The sequence below is a fragment of the Fibrobacterota bacterium genome (assembly GCA_019509785.1).
Classification (GTDB): domain Bacteria; phylum Fibrobacterota; class Fibrobacteria; order UBA11236; family UBA11236; genus Chersky-265.
This window is the reverse complement of record JAEKLQ010000040.1, coordinates 1-17644: the sequence shown is the minus strand read 5'-3', so window position 1 is coordinate 17644 and position 17644 is coordinate 1. Positions and strand designations below refer to the sequence as shown.

The window sequence follows — 17644 nt, the reverse complement described above, 5'->3', positions numbered from 1 at the left end:
TCAATATATCATGAAATGAAGATATATCCTACCCCTAGCCTGGAAAAAGGGGTTGAATTGGGGTTTTAGCGGGGCCTGGAGAGCGGCGATGCGGAGAGAAGGTAATCGGCGATGGACGCGGCGGCAAAGTCCGAACCGGCATCGTTGAAATGGGATCCGTCATAGAACCAGCGGGGGTCCCCGGACATGCGGGCGGCCAAATCGAAGCATTCCAGGGAGTCGGAGGCGCAGACTTGGAGTAAGGAAGCGTTATAAGCATCGCGTAAGCGTCTTTCCGTAGCGCAGGAAAAATGCCGTTCGCGTCCGAAAAGCCGTACCACGCGCGCTTCGCGTCCGGCCCAAGCGGAATCGGTTCCGAAGCCGATGGGCTGGGTCAGGAAAACCGCGCGTAGCCCAATGCCCTTGGCCAGCGCCCCCATGCGATGGAGATGGGCCCGATACGCGGGCAGGGACGGCAACAGCGAATCGAAGGACGGCAAGGGTCCTTCGGGCACGCTTAGCGGCGAAGGGACGCAAGGCTTATGCCCCGAGCTGTCCGGGACGAAGCGCGGATCGCCAGGGTCGAAGAGGCGCCCAAGCCCGAAGCGCCGGCGCCAGGGCGGACGATCCGATAAATGCCCCAACCTCCGGAAGAAAGCGTCGTCGTAAGGATTGCCGCGCCGGCCCGCATCGGAAAGCTCGCCCGCCATCTCCGGCCCGCCAGGCAAGATCAGGACGCCATGGGGCTGCGCTTCCCGGACAATTCGATCGAGCATGGCTTCCAGGGAAATGGCCGTGACACCGTCGATGCCGGCATTCCCGATCCAAGTACGCGGCCGTTTGCTGCGCAGCCTCGCTTGCAGCCGGGAGGGCCAAGCGCGGGCATCGTCTTGATAAGGGCAGAGCGTGGTGCTGCTACCGACCGCGATCCACGTGTCCCACGCTTCCCAATCCGCTGGCGGATCATCGCCGCGCATGCCCCAGCGATTGGTGGTGACGCGCGCTTGCCCGCTGTCGCCCGTGGGCGGGTTCACCACCAGGATGCGGCGGTATGGGCCACGCTCGAATGCGACGGCGAGGCGGGAATGACTCGTGCGGTGCCGGGCCCAGGCTTCCGCCGCGGCCACGGCGGCCAGGGCGCAAACGGCCAAGAGAGCGAAGCGCCCAACCGGAAAGCGGAGAATGGAAGCGGTCATGCCCTTCCATTATGGAATGGGGGTTCCAATCGCCGCAAGCAGGACGCCGCAAGCAGGAGCGGTTACGCGCAAGGGGCTGCGGCTGTGGCGTGCCGGGGCCGGGCGCGCCAATGGAGCGCCAACGGGAGCGCCATTGGCGCGCCAAGAAACCACCCCTAGCAAGCCCTTCTCAGCACAATGCAAGTTCCAGGGGAGCGACATTGGAGCGCCAAAAGTCGCGCCATTGGCGCGCCAAAGCTCCAGCAGCATACTTCCCCTGGTGGAACGCCACGCTCAGGCCGCTTTACGCATGCTGGGCTTCACCTTGAGATGCAACTTTTCGGTAAAGCCCCGGATCACCGCAAGGGAGGTTTCCACCCCGATGCATTCCTCGGTGAGCAGGCGATGCAAATCGTCCAGGCCCCGCACCGGCTCGCCCCCGATGGCCACGATCACGTCGCCATCCTTAAGGCCCGCCCGTTGGGCTGGGCTATCCGCCTCCACGCCGATCACCAGGATGCCTTCCTCCCGCTCCAGTCCGTGGAAGCGCACCACCCGGCGCGGCAGCGGAATATCCTGTCCTCCCAGCCCGAGGAAACCCCGGACTATATGGCCCTTCTGCATCAACTGCGCGGCCACCCGCTTGGCGGTATTCACGGCGATGGCGAAGCAGATGCCCTGCGCCGGCCGGATGATGGCGGTGTTCACGCCTACCACGCGCCCGCGCGCGTCCACTAGCGGCCCGCCCGAATTGCCGGGATTCAGCGAGGCATCCGTCTGGATGACGTTCTCGATCAGGCGCCCCGTGGTGGAACGCATGGAACGGCCCAAGGCGCTGGCGACGCCGGCGGTCACCGTGGCCTGGAACCCGAAGGGATTCCCGATAGCGATCAGCAATTGGCCAACGCGCACGTCCTGCGAATCCCCCAGCTCGACGGCCTTCAAGGTCGGGGCCGTGATGCGGATGACGGCGAGATCGGTATCCGGATCGTCCCCGATAAGGCTGGCTTCATGGCGCATCCCGTCTGGCAGGCCCACTTCCAGGCGCGCCGCTCCATGGACCACGTGGCTATTGGTCAGGATGAAACCGTCGGGCGTGAAGACGAATCCGGAACCGCTGCCGGCATGTTCGGGGTCCGGCGCTTCTTCCGCATCGGCGCGGGGCGCGGGCAGGGAGCGGCCGGGATCGCTAGGCGCGGAGCGTCCGGGAGCGCCTCCGGGACTTTGGCCCTGTTCGGACTCGGGACCCCCACCCCGCTTCGATTCCGGGCCGGCGGGGCGGGCCGGCTTCTTATGGAAGGCCGAAATGGAAACCACCGAGGGGCCGGCCTTTTCGACTGCGCCTATCACGGCGCGCGAATAAGCGTCGAACAGCTCGAGATCGGGGACCGGGGCCAAGGTGGCGGCATTGTCAAGCATGGGTTTTCCTTCCGTGGATCCGGGATAAACCGCAACACTTATGCCATCCCGCGAAAGCGCGCGGAAACGGCTGAACGCGCGGAACTGGGGGTTACCTGGCGGTTACGTGCGTGCCGGATTGGAACGCCGGCGAGGCGGATCCCGGGTCCCCGGAGCAGGCGCTTAGGGGCAACCAAGGTTCAGGTGAAGGTGCGGACGACGAAGCAGAGGACGAAGAAAAAGACGAAGCCGACGAAATAACAGCCGTTCGCGAGGATGGCCAGGGAAGGCGCGACCTTGTTGGGTAGCAGGAAAACCTGGCGCACCGCGAGCATCAGGGCGGGAATGCTGATCAGCGAAAGCGCGAACAGGAACAAGATGCATAAGGCCGCTTTCCCGTGGGTATCCGCCATGGATTGCGGCAATCCCACCCGGAACAAGAGCAGCAGATCCAGGAACTGGATTATCAGCAAGACGGGGGGCACCGCCAAGGATGCGAAAGGGTTGCCGTCCAGCCACCGCAACGCGGTCAGGGTATGCGGTATCAAGGGAATGCCCGGCCGTGCTCCCAAGGCGCGTCGATCAGCATCTCCCGGCCCATGCGATCCTCGTAGAACTGCCCCTCGCGGAAAACCACGTGGCCGTTCACGATGGTGATGACGGGCCATCCCTTCACCTTCCAGCCATCGTACGGGCTCCAGTTGACCTTGGTCTGGAGCTTGCCGTTCTCGATCATCTTCTCGCGCGCCATATCGATCAGCACCAGATCGGCATCGTAGCCGGCCTCGATGCGGCCCTTGCCCTTGAGGCCGTAGAGCCGCGCGGGATTCGCGCACATCCAGGCCACGACCTCGGTCAAGGTGCACAAACCTTGGTTCACCCGGTTCAGCATCAGCGGCAGCGAAGTCTCCACGCCGGGCATGCCCGAAGGCGCGTGGGGGAAGCCCTTATCCTTCTCTTCGCGGGTATGCGGGGCGTGATCGGTCGCGATGCAATCGATGACGCCGGTTTTGAGGGCGTGCCACAGGGCTTCGCCATGACGCCGTTCGCGCAAGGGGGGATTCATCTGCGCGTAGGTGCCCAGGGTCCGGTAGCAATCGGGCGCGGGCAGCAGGAAATGCTGCGGGCAGACCTCCGACGAAAGCGGCAGGCCCGCCTTCTCCTTCGCCAGGAACTCCGCCTCCTCCTGCGTGGTCAGATGCAGGATATGCAGGCGGCGGTTGTATTTACGGCAAAGCCCCACTGCATTCTGCGTGGCCCGCAGCGCCACCTCCGGGCTACGGATGAGGCCATGATCCTCGGGCTTGGTCGCGGCTCCGTAGCGGGCCTTGTTCTCGCGGATGAGCGCTTCGTCCTCGGCATGTACGGCGATGAGCCGGCGCCCGCGCGCGAAGATGCGATCCAAATCCTCCATCTTATCGACCAGAAGCGTTCCCGTGGAGGCGCCCATGAAGATCTTGATCCCGCACACGTTGGGGGTGGTGTCGAGATCGGGAAGGGCTGCGGGCGTGGCCCCGATGAAGAAGTTGTAATTGACCAGGCTCTTGCGGGCCGCGATCTCCTTTTTCGCCGCCATGAGGGCGGTGGTGGTCGTGGGCGGCTGGGTATTCGGCATCTCCAGGAAACCGGTGACCCCGCCCGCGGCGGCGGCGCGGGAACCGGAGGCCAGATCTTCCTTCCACTCCATTCCCGGATCGCGGAAATGCACCTGGGGGTCGATGGCCCCCGGAATGAGGGTCAACCCCGTCGCATCGATCACTTCGGCGCCCGGCGCGGAAAGCGATGCCCCCACTTGTTTGATAACGCCATTCACGACAAGCACATCGGCCGGCGCCATTCCGCCCGGCAGCACGGCGAGGGCGTTCTTGATCAGCAGGGGAGCGTCCATCGGACAACGGTAGCAATTGCTCGCCGCGAAGCAAATGCGAGGGAATCCTTTATCCTCGGGTCGGATCGAAGTTATTATTTCAAGGTGCGCAAACGACGCCAACGGAGGGACGGTCCCTCATCGGATCCCCGGGGCGGCGATAGCAGCGGCCGGGAGGGCCGCTCCCAGGGCCGGGACGACCGTCCCCAAAGCCAAGACGGGCGCTCGCATAGCCAAGAACCGCGCGCGCAAGGCCGGGACGGAAAGCCCGATAGGGGCCGCGGGCGTTGGCGCGATCTGGGCCGCGGCCGTCAGGGCGGGGATCGGCATCGCGGTCCACGCGACGGCAACCGATCGGACCGGGGCCCGCGCGAGAACGGCCGGCGCGATCGAGATCAGGCACCGCGCCCCCTGGACGATTTCTGGAGCCGGCTGATCCGCGACGAAGGCAGCCACGAATTCCTGGAAAAGACCCCTTGCCCCGCTTGCGGCAACCTGCCGGCCCGCATTCATGGCCGGCTCGGCCCTACCCTCTTGCGCCAGTGCAAGCATTGCGGCTTGCGCTACGTCTCGCCCCGCCTGGCCACCTCGCTCCGCGAAGAGATCATGCGGCGCGAACCCACTCCCATCTCCTCGGAACGCAATCTGCAATTGCGCCACCGGGCCGCCGAGCGCATGGAACGCATGCACCGGGAGATGCCCCCCTTGCGCGGCATGGGCCAACGCTCGGCCTCGCTGCTGGAGATCGGTTGCCGCTGGGGGCACTTCCTGCAACTCTGCCGCCCGCACTACGCCGCGGTGGAAGGGCTGGAGTGGTCCAAGGAACGGGCCGCCTTCGCCCGCGAACGCTTCGACCTGCAAGTCTCGGCCACCGATATCTTCCGCGATCCCTGGGAGGGCCGCTACGATATCGCCTGCGCCTGGGACGTGATCCAACGCGAACCCCACCCCCTCGAGTTCCTGCGCTGGGTCCATGCCCACCTGAATCCCGGCGGCCTGGTGGCCCTCTCCACCGCCAACTACGACAGCCTGGTGCGTCGCATCGCCCGCAAGCGTTGGTACGGCTTCGAACCGGCGCGCCAACTCTGCTACTTCACCCCTCCCCAGCTCAAGGCCTTATTGGAAAAGGCCGGCTTTACCGAAGTGAAAATCCGCACTTCGGGATTGGCCCCTCTGCGCGATTGGTTCCTGCCCCGCAACCGGGTGGACCGCGGCCAGGACGCCCGCTCCCAATGGCTGGAAAGCTTGCGCGAGCGGGAAGCCAGGGCCAAGTCGCGCAAGGAGAAACTGATCGGCGTCTCCCGCGAGTCGAAGTGGTCGAAGTTCAAGACCAAGGTGGCGGAGACGATTTCGGGCATCCTGACCGCGCCGGGATGGGGCGATCAGATGCGGGTTTACGCGCGCAAGCCGTAGCTAAAATTCCCGCGACAAGCCAAGCTGGAGAATGGTTTTTCCTGAGAGGGGTGGAGGGCCCTCAGCGAAGGAGAGCGCCATGAATCGGATAAACAGGGAAAATGCGGAAATCGATTACAGGGTGGCGGGCGAAGGGGATCCGACCTTGCTTTTCGTCCATGGATCCTACATCGATCAGGATTATTGGAAGCAGCAGGTGGACTATCATCCTGATCGGGCATTCGCTGGGCGCCCATATCAATCTCATCGCCGCCACCCTGCATCCGGAATCCGTGATCGGATTCATAGGCATCGACATATTCAAAAACGCCGGGAACCCTTTACCGGAACAATACCGGGAGCAGGTCCGAACCATCCTGGAAAATCTCAAAACCGATTTCGCCGGGACCAACGAAGGGTACGCGCGCATGGCCCTGCTGACTCCGCGAACGCCGCCGGAATTGGCCGCGCGCGTGGTCGAGGATTATCGGAACGCCTATAGGCCCATGGGCATGGCGATCATGCCCGAAGTTTTCGAGATGGATCGCCTTGAGCGGGAACTGCTGCCCCGCCTGGGACCCATGTTGCATCTCATCAACGTGGAATACCTGCCTACCAACGAGGAGGCGCTTGCCCGGCAAGCGCGCAACGGCTACGAACTCACCCGCATCCCGGGGACGTCCCACTTTCCGATGATCGAGAATCCCTTGGCCTTGAACGATGCCATCGACCAAATCATCCGCAAAATCCCCAAGCCGGATGCCACGACAGCAAATTCCTCCGCGGGGTTTATCTTTTGCAGGCTCGTATACCGCCGACTACCGTGACATCCGAAGGGAACCTGCCTGTGAAAATCCTCGTAGCCATGATGATCGCCGTTTTGTTTTCCGGTTGCGCGACGGCTCCCCGCCTGAAGGGCCCGACCGAACCCGTTACGCAAATGAAGAACTTCGACTACGGTTTGGCGCTCACGCCTTTCAACGGGAATACCAAACGGCTCGCGGATTTCCGCGGCAAGAACATCTCCATCTACTACCTGTCTTCCGTATGCCCCCACTGCCACGCCGCCATGCCGAAGATCGAAAAGGCCAGGAAAATCCTGGATTCCCTCGGCTACGAGCGCATAAACATCTGCATCAAATTCAATACGGATGACCAGTTCACCAGTTTCATCCGGGAGGAGAAGCTGACCGGCGCCTGCTTCAAGGATGCGGATCGGAATTTCGCCTTGAAGTACGGCACCGGATCCGTCCCGGTGTTTTTCGTGATCAACGATAGCGGCGACGTCGCCCGCTATAATTCGGTCGGCGATACCTTGGCCGAACAGGTGAAGGAAGGATTGAAGCCTTGCTGCAAGGACTGACAAGAAGCGCCCGGTTTCTCGCCGCAACGATCCTCCTCGCCGGATGCGCGGTGGGCCCTAGGACCGTTCCCTTGCTTATCAACGGAAAGAGGATGGCGACATTCGAAAGCAAGGGCGATCATTTAGCCGTCACGGCGTTCGACCTCGCGGGCCGGCAGATTTATTCTTCCGATTTCAGGGGCGGTTGCAAAGGCATTCCGGAGGCCGGATACGAATTGATCGGCACGAAATTCAAATACGATTCGCTCGGGAATTTCGCTTCGAAGTGGGAAATCGCGCCGGACACTTCCCGATCCGTGTTCACGGAATTCCATGGGCACGGCAAAGGGACGCGCTCGACCCGGTACATCTACAAGTACGCGAACCTGGACAGCATCGTTTTCCTGGATTCCCTGGATCGGGTCTTCCATGTGGACGATTTCGGGGGCCAAGTCTGCATCAACTTCTCGGAAACCTATATCGGTACCCTGAACGGATTTTACATGATCTATAGCCAGGGCAAGCCCTACTTATACGATACCGCCGTCCGCGACGACTACTCCCACGAGACCGGGAAATTACTTCTCCGCCACGTCGAGAAGGCCGACTCCATCATCCAGCTGAGCTATTACAAGAACGGCAATCTCAAAAGCCGTACCGAATGCAAGACCGAACTCGGGGCGGGTTGCAAAACATCGCTGATGAATGAATGGTTCGAGTCCGGGAAGGTTTCCGTCGAACAGAAGCCGGTGGGAAGCAGGGTGGTCCATCGGCATTTTTTCGAGAACGGGAAAACCATGACTGAGAGCTTTTATGCGGGTACCAAGCTGGACAGCACCTATCGAAGCTGGTTCGAGGACGGGAAGCTGAACCAGAAGATCGAATATCGCCTAGGCGAGGAACTCAAAAACGAAGAGTGGGATAAGGACGGGAAGAAAATCCGGTGAAGCGTCTATAGTAACGGGTCGATGCGCGGTTGCGGGGCGCTTAACGCTTCGCTTGTTGTTCTTCCTTTTTCTTCTCGTCATCGTCCGGGGAAATCTCCCGCAGGGTCACTTTCAATTCGAACTCTTCCCGGTCGACGTTTTGCATGAAGAAAGGATCGCGCGAGAAATCGCGCGTGAGGATGGAGCCCTTCAGATCTTCGGAACCGTCCGAGCCGGGCGCGAAGATGTAGATGGCCGGCAGATCGGACTTCCCGAAGATGTCGATGTTCTCCATCAAGTGCGCTTTGAGTTTGGCGTCCTTCACCTTGTCGGCGGCGGCGCGCACGTCGTTCTCATCCGCCCGGGCGGCGACGGCCAGGGCCAAAGCGGCGGCGACGGTAAACAACTTCAGGGCTGACATAGGGCCTCCGGGCGGGTGGGCGATACAGATACTATAGGTTGGAGGGGGCTCATTGTCAATCGCCCAAGAGCCATCAGGCCCAAGTCAGGGAAGGGTTTACGGCCGTTTCGGTCACCTGGATCCCATGGTTGGCGCGCCATTGCGCGATGGCGGCAATCATGGCGCCGTTGTCCCCGCAGAGCCAGGGAGAAGGGAAAACGACGCGGAATCCGCGTTTGCGGCCCGCTTCCGCCATGCGTTCGCGCAAATGGGCATTGGCGGAAACGCCGCCCACCACGGCCAGGGAATCGCACCCTGCCCAGTCCAGCGCCTGCCCCGCTTTCTTCACCAGCACCTCGACGATGGCCGATTCCAGGGAGGCGCAAATATGGGGCAATTGGTTTCGGATGGCGTCCGGATCGGCGGATTGGACGTACCGGAGGACGGCGGTCTTGAGGCCGCTGAAGGAGAACTCGAAGTTGTCCTGCCGATCCAGGGCGCGCGGTAGGGCCAGGAAGTCGCGACGGCCGCCGGCGGCCAGCTTGGCGACCAGCGGGCCGGCGGGATAGCCCAGCCCCAGGATTTTGCCGCACTTGTCGAAGGCCTCGCCGGCGGCATCGTCGCGGGTTTTGCCGAGGACGGTGTAGCGGAGCCCGGCATCCACCTTGATGAATTCGGTATGGCCGCCGGAGACGACCAGGCAGAGCAGGGGCGGCGCGAGATCAGGCGCCTCCAGGAAGGCGGAGGCGAGATGGCCTTCGAGATGATTGACGCCGGCGACGGGCTTGCCCAGGGAACGCGCGAGGGCGCGGGCGAAAGAGGCGCCGACCAGGAGCGGTCCCAGCAAGCCGGGACCGCGGGTGAAGGCGATTTGATCGACTTGGGAAAGATCGAGGGACGCGGCCTCCAGGGCGGCGCGGACGATGGGGTCGATCTTTTCAAGATGGGCGCGGGCGGCGATTTCGGGAACCACGCCCCCGTATACCGCGTGCAGATCGATCTGGCTGTGGATGGCGTTGGCCAATACGCGCATGCCGTCGTCGACGATGCCGCAGGCGGTTTCGTCGCAAGAGGTTTCGATTCCGAGGGTTACCACGGCTCCCAAGATAGCCAAATCGCCTGATCGCAGCCTACCCCTACCCAAAACGCGCGGATGGCGGGAGAATGGTATACCCATGCACTCATCCTTATTCAGCAAACCCGATCTGCTCAAGACCTTCGTTCCCCTTTCCGAAGGAGGCAAGGCGTACCTGGAAATCCTGCTCGTCAACGCGAAGGCCAACAAGATCGAGGGCCGCGGCTTCTTCAATGATCCCGACTTTCTCTTGGAAGCCTGTCGCGGGTTAGTGGGACGGTGCAATTTCTGCTTGAGCAATTTCGCGTACAACCAAGCGCAGATCCCGACGCGCGCGGCCTATAACCAGTTCGACCGGAGCCTGGCGGAATTCTCCGGGCAGGATCAAGCGCGGGCGCATTCCTTGAGTTTCTGCCTATTGTTCAAACCCGAACTAATCCAGGAGATGACGGCGCCCGGCACGCATCCCTCCGAGGCGGTCAACTTCGTGCATGAGATCGAATCGATCCTAGGGCGCATCGGCGCGAAACGGTATAGCCTGGATTATTTCCTGACGGGGGTGGCGGTGCGCTTGTGGGCGCCGGCGGCATTGCACCGGAGGCCGTTGTCGAAACCGGGCTTGGCATTAGCCACCAAGAAGCTCTTGGAAGCCTTGGAAAAGAAGATGACGACGCAGGATCATAAGCGATTCGCCCTGACCTCGTCGGTGACGGGGAAGATTTTCGATCCAGTGCCGGGCCTGCCGGGCATTTTCGTGCCGGACGCGCCTGACAGCATGGTGGTGACGTCTTCGGGCGAGTTGGAACCGGGCGAGGAGGCGACCATCGGGGCCTTATTCGAAGAGGTCTTCGAAGCCAAGCGCCCCAAGGAGAGGCCGCTCGGCGAAAATTACGCGCCGCCCTCCAACATCCAGGGCCTATCGCAGAGCTGGAGCGAGACGGGCGAACCGCAATACGAGAGCGCGGCGAGCGCGGTGATGGAACGGGAAACCGCGCAAGCGGAGGACAACCAGGAACACTCCGGGCATGCTCCGCGCGAGGATTTGCGCGCCTTGGAAAACTGGTTCCAGGATTACCTGCGGGGCAAATGGCGCTGGCCTTTGTATTCCTCCACCTTCAACAAGATCCATCAGGGCGCGGGATGCGGGGAGTTGCTGATGCTGCGTTGCGATCCCTTCGCGGGCGAGCCGGCTTTCCAATTCCTGCTGCAAAGCGCGGAAGGTTTCGTAAAGGAAGGCACCGGCCAGGTTCTGGTATTCTCCAAGCGGCGGTCGCTGGGGGAACTGGCCCTGGCTTCCTTGTCGCGCCATTACCGCGGCAACCCGCTGGCGGGTAAACCATCGGGCGGCGTGCCGGCGGCGGGATCGCTGGCCAAAGCCTATGACGCCTTGTTCCCGAACCCCCCGCAATTGATCCCCTGTAACCGGGACGACGGCCTGGACCAATTGCTCAAGTATATCGAGCATGATTTCCTGCCCAAGCAACGTAAACGCGGCACCGCGCAAGCCCCGCTGGTGATCCTGATCGACAACCTGGACGAGTTCACGGGAACGGATAAGGGAGGCGTTTTCCGCGGGCTGGCCCTGATGAAGACGCGCCTGCGGGACTTCAACGCTTCCCTCTGGACGGTACGCCTGGCGGGTAGCGCCGAGGCGGCGGATGATCCCTGCCTCGGTTTGGCGGATTACCGATTGGAATTCGATCACGACGGCTCGCGGGAATCGGGCGGCCGTCCCGCGAATCCGGCGGAATGGGAGGCCGCTTTCCGGTTGGATCTCCCGGCCGTGAAAATCCTGCAAGAGGTTTCCCTAGCGAAGATCCGCTTCCAGGCCCACGGATCGCATCGGGATTTCCCGGGCTATTACGTGTACCACCGCCCGAGCTTCTTGTTCCGCGAGATCAACCCGCAGGCCCAGCCGAGCGCTTCCGTCGCGCCGGCGCAGACGCAGGCGGGATAGGCCGGCTGGCTTCCTGCCCCTGTTCCGCGGGGCGGGTCCGGGGCGCGGTTCCGCCGCGGGCAAGGCTTCACGAAGAGATAGGTCGCCGTACGATTCGGGAAGGAGGACGCCCGCGTATCTCCCTTCGCGATCGATGTTTCGCGCACGCGGGCTTTCTGAGCGCTGCGGTCCGCTCTCCTTCCCGAATCTACCTCCGCCTTGATGCGGCGGAACCGCGCCCCGGACCCGCACCGCCTACCGCGGCCGGGGAGGCCCACCGCCTATGCGATTTGCGGTGGAAGGGGGCCGCGGCGGAGGCAAGGTGTGTATGCGATGGGTTTTTGCGGGGGCGAGGGGCCGTCGTAGCGTTCGGTCTTGCGGGGGCGGAGGTAAAGCGGTTCGGGAGCGGGGTCCGTAGAATTGCGCGCGCACGGACAGGCCCGATCGGAACCCCGACAGCGTCCCAGCGACCGCAGGGTCTTCGACGAAGAAACGACCTCCCCGAACCCTCCGAGCGCGGCTATTGAGGACCCCGTCCAAAGGAGCCCCGCGAGCAAGAGCGGCATACAAGCGACACAGCCATAAGACCAGCATAGCCCGCCAAAACCGGAAGGCCGCCAAGCGCGGGACGAAGGGGGCGGCCCGCGGGCGGGGGCGGGGCTTCGGTCCGGTGAGTTGCGAGCTTCAAGGCGCGGGAAGGGATTCGATGCCGCGTCCGGAAAGCCCGCATACACGTAGCAACGATCCCAGGGGCGATTTGCGGGCGCGACCCTTCCCGCGCCGTGTAAAGACCCATCGCGCCGAAAGCGAGCATCCGAACCGGACCGAAGACCCGCCCCCGCGCGCATAGACCGCCCCCAATCTTCCCACAATCGCTTTGCTACCTTACGGATAGCCACATGAAGAACCAGATCGGCTACCTGCTCCTAGAAGCCTTCCGCGGGTTCCGCTCCGACAAGTTCCTCTCCATCACCTCCGTCATAACCATCGGCATTTGCACTTCGGTATTCGCCGGGCTCCTGCTCGCCTTCGCCATGGTCTGGTCCCTGGGGCGCGGGGGGGCCAAGGACAGCGTGGTGCGCGTCTTCCCCGGGGCCAAATACGAGGACCAAGCCTCCCTCGATCGGCTGGAGTCCAAGCTGCGGCGGCTGCAAGGCCTGGATTCGGTGGTCTTCGTGAGCAAGGACGACGCCCTGGCCGAGTTCAAACGTGATTTCGGTGACGAGATGATCCGATCCCTGGATTGGAATCCCCTCCCCCATTCCTTCCTGCTTTATCCTTCCGAAGGCTTCCGGTCGTCGGCGCAGAACCATCTGCTTCTCGACCGCGCGCGGCAGTTCGAGGAGGTGGAAGAAGCCGAAGCCAACTCCCTCTACCTGGCGTGGCTGGACAAATGGCGGGCCCCGGTGGAATGGGGCGCGAGCCTCTTGATGCTGCTGGTGGCGGGCGCGCTCTCCCTCATCATCCACAATTCCATAAAGCTCAACCTCTACTCCCGCCGCATCCTGGTGGAAAACATGAAATATTGCGGCGCGGGCCAATTCTTCATACTCGCCCCTTTCTTGCTCGAAGGCGTTCTGCTCGGGCTGCTCGGCAGCCTTATCGGCGTCGCCGCCTTGGCCTTCCTGACGGGTCTCGCGCGCATCGTTTCCGAGGGCCTGGCCGCGCGGGTTCCCTTCGCGGCCTGCTCGCTGGCACTGATGGCCGCCACCGCCGCCATCGCCGCCGTCGCGAGCGCGCGCACCGTACGGGATTTCCTGCGCGGGCACGCGGCCTGAGGTTAAATGGCCAGGCGTACGATGCGGATGGAACCAGCAGTCGTTAAGTCCGATACGCCGGCGGCGCAGCCCTCGCGACGCGCAAGCTTTACGCTTCGGCCGGCGATCGGGCTCGCGCTGCTGGCGCTCTGCCTGCGGCCGGCCGCCGGCCTGGAGAAGCGCGACTACGATCGCGAAATCGCGCGGCAAAAGCAAGAGCTCGACGATTTACGCGACCGCTTGAAGAGCGAACAGCGGGAGTTGGCCGATTTGCGCGAGCGAAAGGTCTCCACTCTGGGTACCCTGGAAAAGCTGGAAGGAAACATCCGCCACACCGAGGAATACCTACTGCGGCTCGATTCCACGGAAGGGACCCTGGGCAAGTCGCTGTCGGCCGTGCGGGAGGATTTGGCGGGGATAGAAGCCCGCATCCGCGAGCGGAACCAGGTCATGGCCAAACGCGTCCGGGCGCTTTACATGGAAGGCGGGCCGGATCGGTTCGTCATGCGGGGATGGGAGACCGGAAGCGGCGATTTCATGCGTAAGGTCTTCTTCATGAAGCGCGTGCTCCGCTACGACCGGGAACTGGTGGAAGCCTCCCGCGAGGACGCGGAGCTCAAACGCCGCGCCGCCGGCAAGTTGGATGCCCGCATGGCCGAGCTATCGCGCTTCCGTTCGCGCAAGGCGGAGGAAAGGGAAACCTTCTCCCGCGCCCGGCGCGAACAGGAGAAGCGCCTGGTCGCCCTGCAATCGGACGAGAAGTCCAAGCAACAGGCCCTGGCCGAGATGGAAGAGAACGCGCGCCTCATCAACGAGATCATCGTCACCCTGGAGAAGCGCCGCAAGGAAGAACAGGCCCGCGGCAAAAAGGCCGTGACGACGTTGGAGACGGGGACCAAGTACTGCCTGCCCGTGCAAGGCGAGGTCGTCTCGAAATACGGCCTGCAATACCACGCCACCCTCAAGACCACCACCAAGAATCTGGGTATCGAAATCAAGGGCGCCCCCGGCGCCAGCGTACACGCGGCCGTAAGCGGCGAGGTCGCCCTCATCAGCCGCATCCCCGGCTACGGGATGGGAGTGATCCTCGATAACGGCTCGGACGTCTACACCATCTACGCCAATCTCGCGGGCATCCGCGTGCGGCAGGGCGACAAGATCAAGACCTGCCAGGAACTGGGCGCGGTCAGCACCGAAGCCGGCCGGGTCTACTTCGAGGTGCGCAAAGGCACCAAGACCCTTGATCCGGCCGAATGGCTGCGATCGGGAGGCAAGTAGTGCCTGATCCGCGTGAAAGCCGGTGACGGGAATCCCTACGGTTTCGGGACCACGAGCACGGGGACGGGACGGCCGGGCCCGGACCGTTTGCTATTTTGACTTTTCCCCATGGAGATCGCCTTTAGCCGCACCTTAGGACTCGATGATGCCCGGGCTTTCCTGTCCCGGGCCTTGTCCTCGGGCAAATTCCCCCACGGCCTGCTTATCCATGGGCCCCAAGGGGCGGGCCAGAACGCCTTGGCCCTCGACATCGCCGATCTGCTGGTCTGCGAAGACGCGGCCCGGCGGCCCTGCGGGGCTTGTCCCGGCTGCCTGGGACGCCGCCGCGGCAACCTGGACAACCTGCACTTCGTCCTCCCTCTGGTGGAGAAATCGGACGCCGGCGATTCGCGTTCCCTGACCCAGTCCCAGGTGGACGAATTGACGGAAGGGATCGCCTCCTTGTCCGCGGACCCGTACGGATTCGCCCCGGCGGAGAAGGCCATCATCCGCATCGCCCAGATCGGCGACCTGCAGGGCAAAATCTCCTACTCCTTGACGGGCGGCAGATCAAAGGTGGCCATCATGATCAAGGCCGAAAGCATGGAGGCCCCGGTCGCCAACGCCCTGCTTAAGACCCTGGAAGAGCCCCCGTCGGACACCTATTTCCTGATCGCCTGCGAAGACCGCGGCGCGCTCCTCCCTACCATCGTTTCGCGCTGCACCCAGCTTCCGCTCTTCCCCATGGGCCCGGCCGCCTTGCGCGCCGCCGCGGCCGACCGCGCCACGGCTTGGGACATGCCCACCGTGCCCGAGCGCTTGCTTCCCTTCGCCGAAGGCTCGCCGGGGACCTTGCTGGCCCTCCATCGCAACGGCGGCGAAGACCTGATCGCCGAAGCCGCCCGCTTCTTCGCGGTCGCCCTCGATCCCTCTACCGCCTCCGGGAACGGCCTGGCCTTCGCCGATTATCTGGAAGCCTCCCCCGCCTTCGAAGATCTGGCCTCCGCCGCGCGGCAGCTGGCCTTTCTCCTTCGCGTCATCCGCCTCGCCTTGCGCTTGCGCATCGCCGGTTCCCCGCCCGATGGTCCCGGGGCCGCCGCTCCGGGCGCTTGGACCCGCGCCGCGCTTTCCGCCCAAGGGTTCGACGCTTCCCTGGCCGAAGTCCTCCTTCCGCTGGAAGCGGCCGCCGATCTCCGGCCCCTCGCGGCCTGGCTGGAAGAGTTGCTGGCGGCCGTCCGAGATTACGCCAAACCCAAGAACGCCGCTTTCGGGCTGTACTTGGAGTACCTGCAAAAGCTGGCCCCCGTATGCTGAAGAAGCCCGTCGTTCCCGCCGTCATCCTGAAACCCGAGACGGCCGTCCATCCGTTGCGCGAAAGGCTATCCCGGGAAATCAACGGCCCCGCCTTCGTCGCCGATCTGCTCTTGCAACGCGGCATCGAAGAGAAGGAACAAGCGCGCGAATTCTTCCTGGCCGCCCTGGGAGCGCAGACCCTGGCCGAGGACCCTTGCATGCTGGGCCTCCCGCGCGCGGTGGAACTCTTGCGCGCGGCCCATGCCGCCGGCGAATTGGTTTGCGTCCACGGCGATTACGACGTGGACGGGGTAACCGCCACGGCCCTGCTCTACCAGGGCCTCAAATGGCTGGGCTTCAACGCGGACTGGTTCCTGCCCAACCGTTTCCAAGAGGGCTACGGCATCTCCTTCGCCAGCGTGGAAAAGCTGCGCGCCCGCGGCGCCCGCTGGATCATTTCCGTGGACACCGGCATATCCGCCAACGCCGAGGTCGCGAAAGCCAAGGAACTGGGGATCGGCGTCATCCTCACCGATCACCACCAGGCCTCGGGGGAATTGCCCCCGGCCGACGCCATCCTCAATCCCAACCAACCCGGATGCCCGTTCCCCAACAAAGGCCTCTCCGGAGTCGGGGTAGCCTACAAGTTACTGAACGCCCTGGCCAATTCCCTCAAGGGCGAGACCGCCGAGCGCTTCCTGGACCTGTTGGCCCTGGGCAGCCTGGCCGACAACGTCCCCCTGACCGGCGAGAACCGCCGCCTGGTGAAGACGGGCCTACGCCGCCTGGCCGCCACCGAAAACCCAGGCCTGCGCGGCCTCATGGACCGGGCCGGCCTGGAGCCCGGCCGCATCTCCTCCGGCGAGATCCTCTTCAAGGTCACGCCCATGCTCAACGCCATGGGCCGCATGGGCAGCCCCGAAATCAGCGCGCGCCTCCTGCTCTCCGCTTCCCCCGCTGAGGCCGAAGGCTATCTGGACCTGATGGTGGCCGAGAACCAGAAGCGCCGCAAACTCGATCAGCTGATCACCGAACAGGCCGTGCGCATGATCGACGGCGACCCTGCCTTCCTCGAGGCCGGCTGCCTGGTCGTCGCGTCCCCGGAATGGCACGAAGGCGTGATCGGCATCGTCGCCGCGCGCCTGGTGGAGCGCTATCGCCGGCCCTGCTTCGTGCTCGCCATCGACGTGGGCAAAGGGACCGCCAAAGGCAGCGGCCGCACCCTCACCGGATTCAACCTGCACAAGGCCTTGGCGGGCGCGGCCCATCTGCTCGAGAAATGGGGCGGCCACTACCACGCCTGCGGCCTCACCATCCCGGAGGGTAACATCGAAGGCTTCCGCGCGCTCATGAACGCCGCCGCCGCCGAGCACCTGGCCGGCAACGACTTCGTGCCGCGCATCCAACCCGCAGTGGAGATAGCCCTGGACGTGCTCAACGAAGAGAACATGCTGTGGATCCAGCGCTTCGAACCCTTCGGCCCCTTGAACGAGAGCCCCATGTTCTACGCCGAAGACGTGGAGCTACGCTCCGCGCCCAAGGTGGTGGGCGATAAGCACCTCAAGTTCACGGTGGGATCGGGCGGCGCCTTCTTCGACGCCATCGCGTTCAACCTGGGGTACCTCCGGGAATACGTGATGGAAAAACCGCGACTCGCGAAGATTGCTTTCTATCCGGAGTGGAATACTTTCCGTGGTCAGCGGCGGATCCAGTTGCGGGTGATAGCGCTGGAATAATCTCTCGTAATTCCTCACCAGTATACTTTGTGTAAGTGAGTGTGACGTCCGGTACACTTGCGCACATGTGATTCATCACACCTTACTCAATTCAAGTGTGATCCAATCACA

At 63.6% G+C, this 17644-nt stretch carries 15 protein-coding genes; 9 read left to right on the top strand and 6 right to left on the bottom strand.

Going from position 1 to position 17644, the window contains the following annotated elements:
• Nucleotides 1-65 precede the first annotated feature (65 nt).
• The 4 genes from JF616_11810 to JF616_11795 all read right to left on the bottom strand — a co-directional run bounded on the left by JF616_11810 (nucleotide 66) and on the right by JF616_11795 (nucleotide 4440).
• Nucleotides 66-1175: a hypothetical protein gene (locus JF616_11810; protein ID MBW8888432.1), complete on the bottom strand. Its 1110-nt coding sequence runs from the start codon at nucleotides 1173-1175 to the stop codon at nucleotides 66-68.
• Between the two features lie 273 nt (nucleotides 1176-1448).
• A complete protein-coding gene (locus JF616_11805) occupies nucleotides 1449-2573 on the bottom strand; it encodes a trypsin-like peptidase domain-containing protein (protein MBW8888431.1) in 1125 nt (374 codons plus the stop codon).
• 179 nt (nucleotides 2574-2752) lie between these two features.
• Entirely contained in the window at nucleotides 2753-3100 is a 348-nt protein-coding gene (locus JF616_11800) for a hypothetical protein (protein MBW8888430.1), read from the bottom strand.
• Nucleotides 3097-4440 (bottom strand): dihydroorotase, encoded by a 1344-nt coding sequence (locus JF616_11795; GenBank protein ID MBW8888429.1) that lies wholly within the window; start codon nucleotides 4438-4440, stop codon nucleotides 3097-3099. Before JF616_11795 ends, JF616_11800 begins: the two co-directional genes overlap by 4 nt.
• A gap of 84 nt (nucleotides 4441-4524) precedes the next feature.
• On the opposite strand from JF616_11795, the gene JF616_11790 reads away from it, so the two are divergent.
• From JF616_11790 to JF616_11775, 4 genes are all read left to right on the top strand, one after another.
• Nucleotides 4525-5832 (top strand): methyltransferase domain-containing protein, encoded by a 1308-nt coding sequence (locus JF616_11790; protein MBW8888428.1) that lies wholly within the window; start codon nucleotides 4525-4527, stop codon nucleotides 5830-5832.
• 158 nt (nucleotides 5833-5990) lie between these two features.
• Complete coding sequence (locus JF616_11785) at nucleotides 5991-6638, top strand: alpha/beta hydrolase (GenBank protein ID MBW8888427.1); 648 nt, start codon at nucleotides 5991-5993, stop codon at nucleotides 6636-6638.
• Nucleotides 6639-6658: 20 nt separating this feature from the next.
• Nucleotides 6659-7174 (top strand): TlpA family protein disulfide reductase, encoded by a 516-nt coding sequence (locus JF616_11780; protein ID MBW8888426.1) that lies wholly within the window; start codon nucleotides 6659-6661, stop codon nucleotides 7172-7174.
• A gap of 92 nt (nucleotides 7175-7266) precedes the next feature.
• Nucleotides 7267-8100, top strand: a complete 834-nt coding sequence (locus tag JF616_11775) for a hypothetical protein (protein ID MBW8888425.1) — start codon at nucleotides 7267-7269, stop codon at nucleotides 8098-8100.
• Nucleotides 8101-8140: 40 nt separating this feature from the next.
• Here JF616_11775 and JF616_11770 read toward each other — a convergent pair whose 3' ends face one another.
• Nucleotides 8141-8500, bottom strand: coding sequence for a hypothetical protein (locus JF616_11770; protein ID MBW8888424.1), 360 nt, complete (start codon nucleotides 8498-8500; stop codon nucleotides 8141-8143).
• Between the two features lie 73 nt (nucleotides 8501-8573).
• Nucleotides 8574-9575, bottom strand: a complete 1002-nt coding sequence (gene tsaD, locus JF616_11765; GenBank protein ID MBW8888423.1) for a tRNA (adenosine(37)-N6)-threonylcarbamoyltransferase complex transferase subunit TsaD — start codon at nucleotides 9573-9575, stop codon at nucleotides 8574-8576.
• 79 nt (nucleotides 9576-9654) lie between these two features.
• Between tsaD and JF616_11760 the strand changes: the two genes are divergently transcribed.
• The 5 genes from JF616_11760 (at nucleotide 9655) to recJ (ending at nucleotide 17533) form a co-directional block, all read left to right on the top strand.
• On the top strand, nucleotides 9655-11511 hold the full coding sequence (locus JF616_11760) for a hypothetical protein (protein ID MBW8888422.1): 1857 nt from the start codon (nucleotides 9655-9657) through the stop codon (nucleotides 11509-11511).
• 878 nt (nucleotides 11512-12389) lie between these two features.
• Entirely contained in the window at nucleotides 12390-13268 is an 879-nt protein-coding gene (locus JF616_11755) for a hypothetical protein (GenBank protein ID MBW8888421.1), read from the top strand.
• Between the two features lie 27 nt (nucleotides 13269-13295).
• Nucleotides 13296-14525 carry a peptidoglycan DD-metalloendopeptidase family protein gene (locus JF616_11750; GenBank protein ID MBW8888420.1) on the top strand — a complete coding sequence of 410 codons (1230 nt, stop codon included), beginning with the start codon at nucleotides 13296-13298 and terminating at the stop codon, nucleotides 14523-14525.
• A gap of 108 nt (nucleotides 14526-14633) precedes the next feature.
• A complete protein-coding gene (locus JF616_11745) occupies nucleotides 14634-15818 on the top strand; it encodes a hypothetical protein (GenBank protein MBW8888419.1) in 1185 nt (394 codons plus the stop codon).
• On the top strand, nucleotides 15812-17533 hold the full coding sequence (recJ, locus tag JF616_11740) for a single-stranded-DNA-specific exonuclease RecJ (protein ID MBW8888418.1): 1722 nt from the start codon (nucleotides 15812-15814) through the stop codon (nucleotides 17531-17533). The genes JF616_11745 and recJ overlap by 7 nt, the downstream gene beginning before the upstream one ends.
• Nucleotides 17534-17644 lie beyond the last annotated feature (111 nt).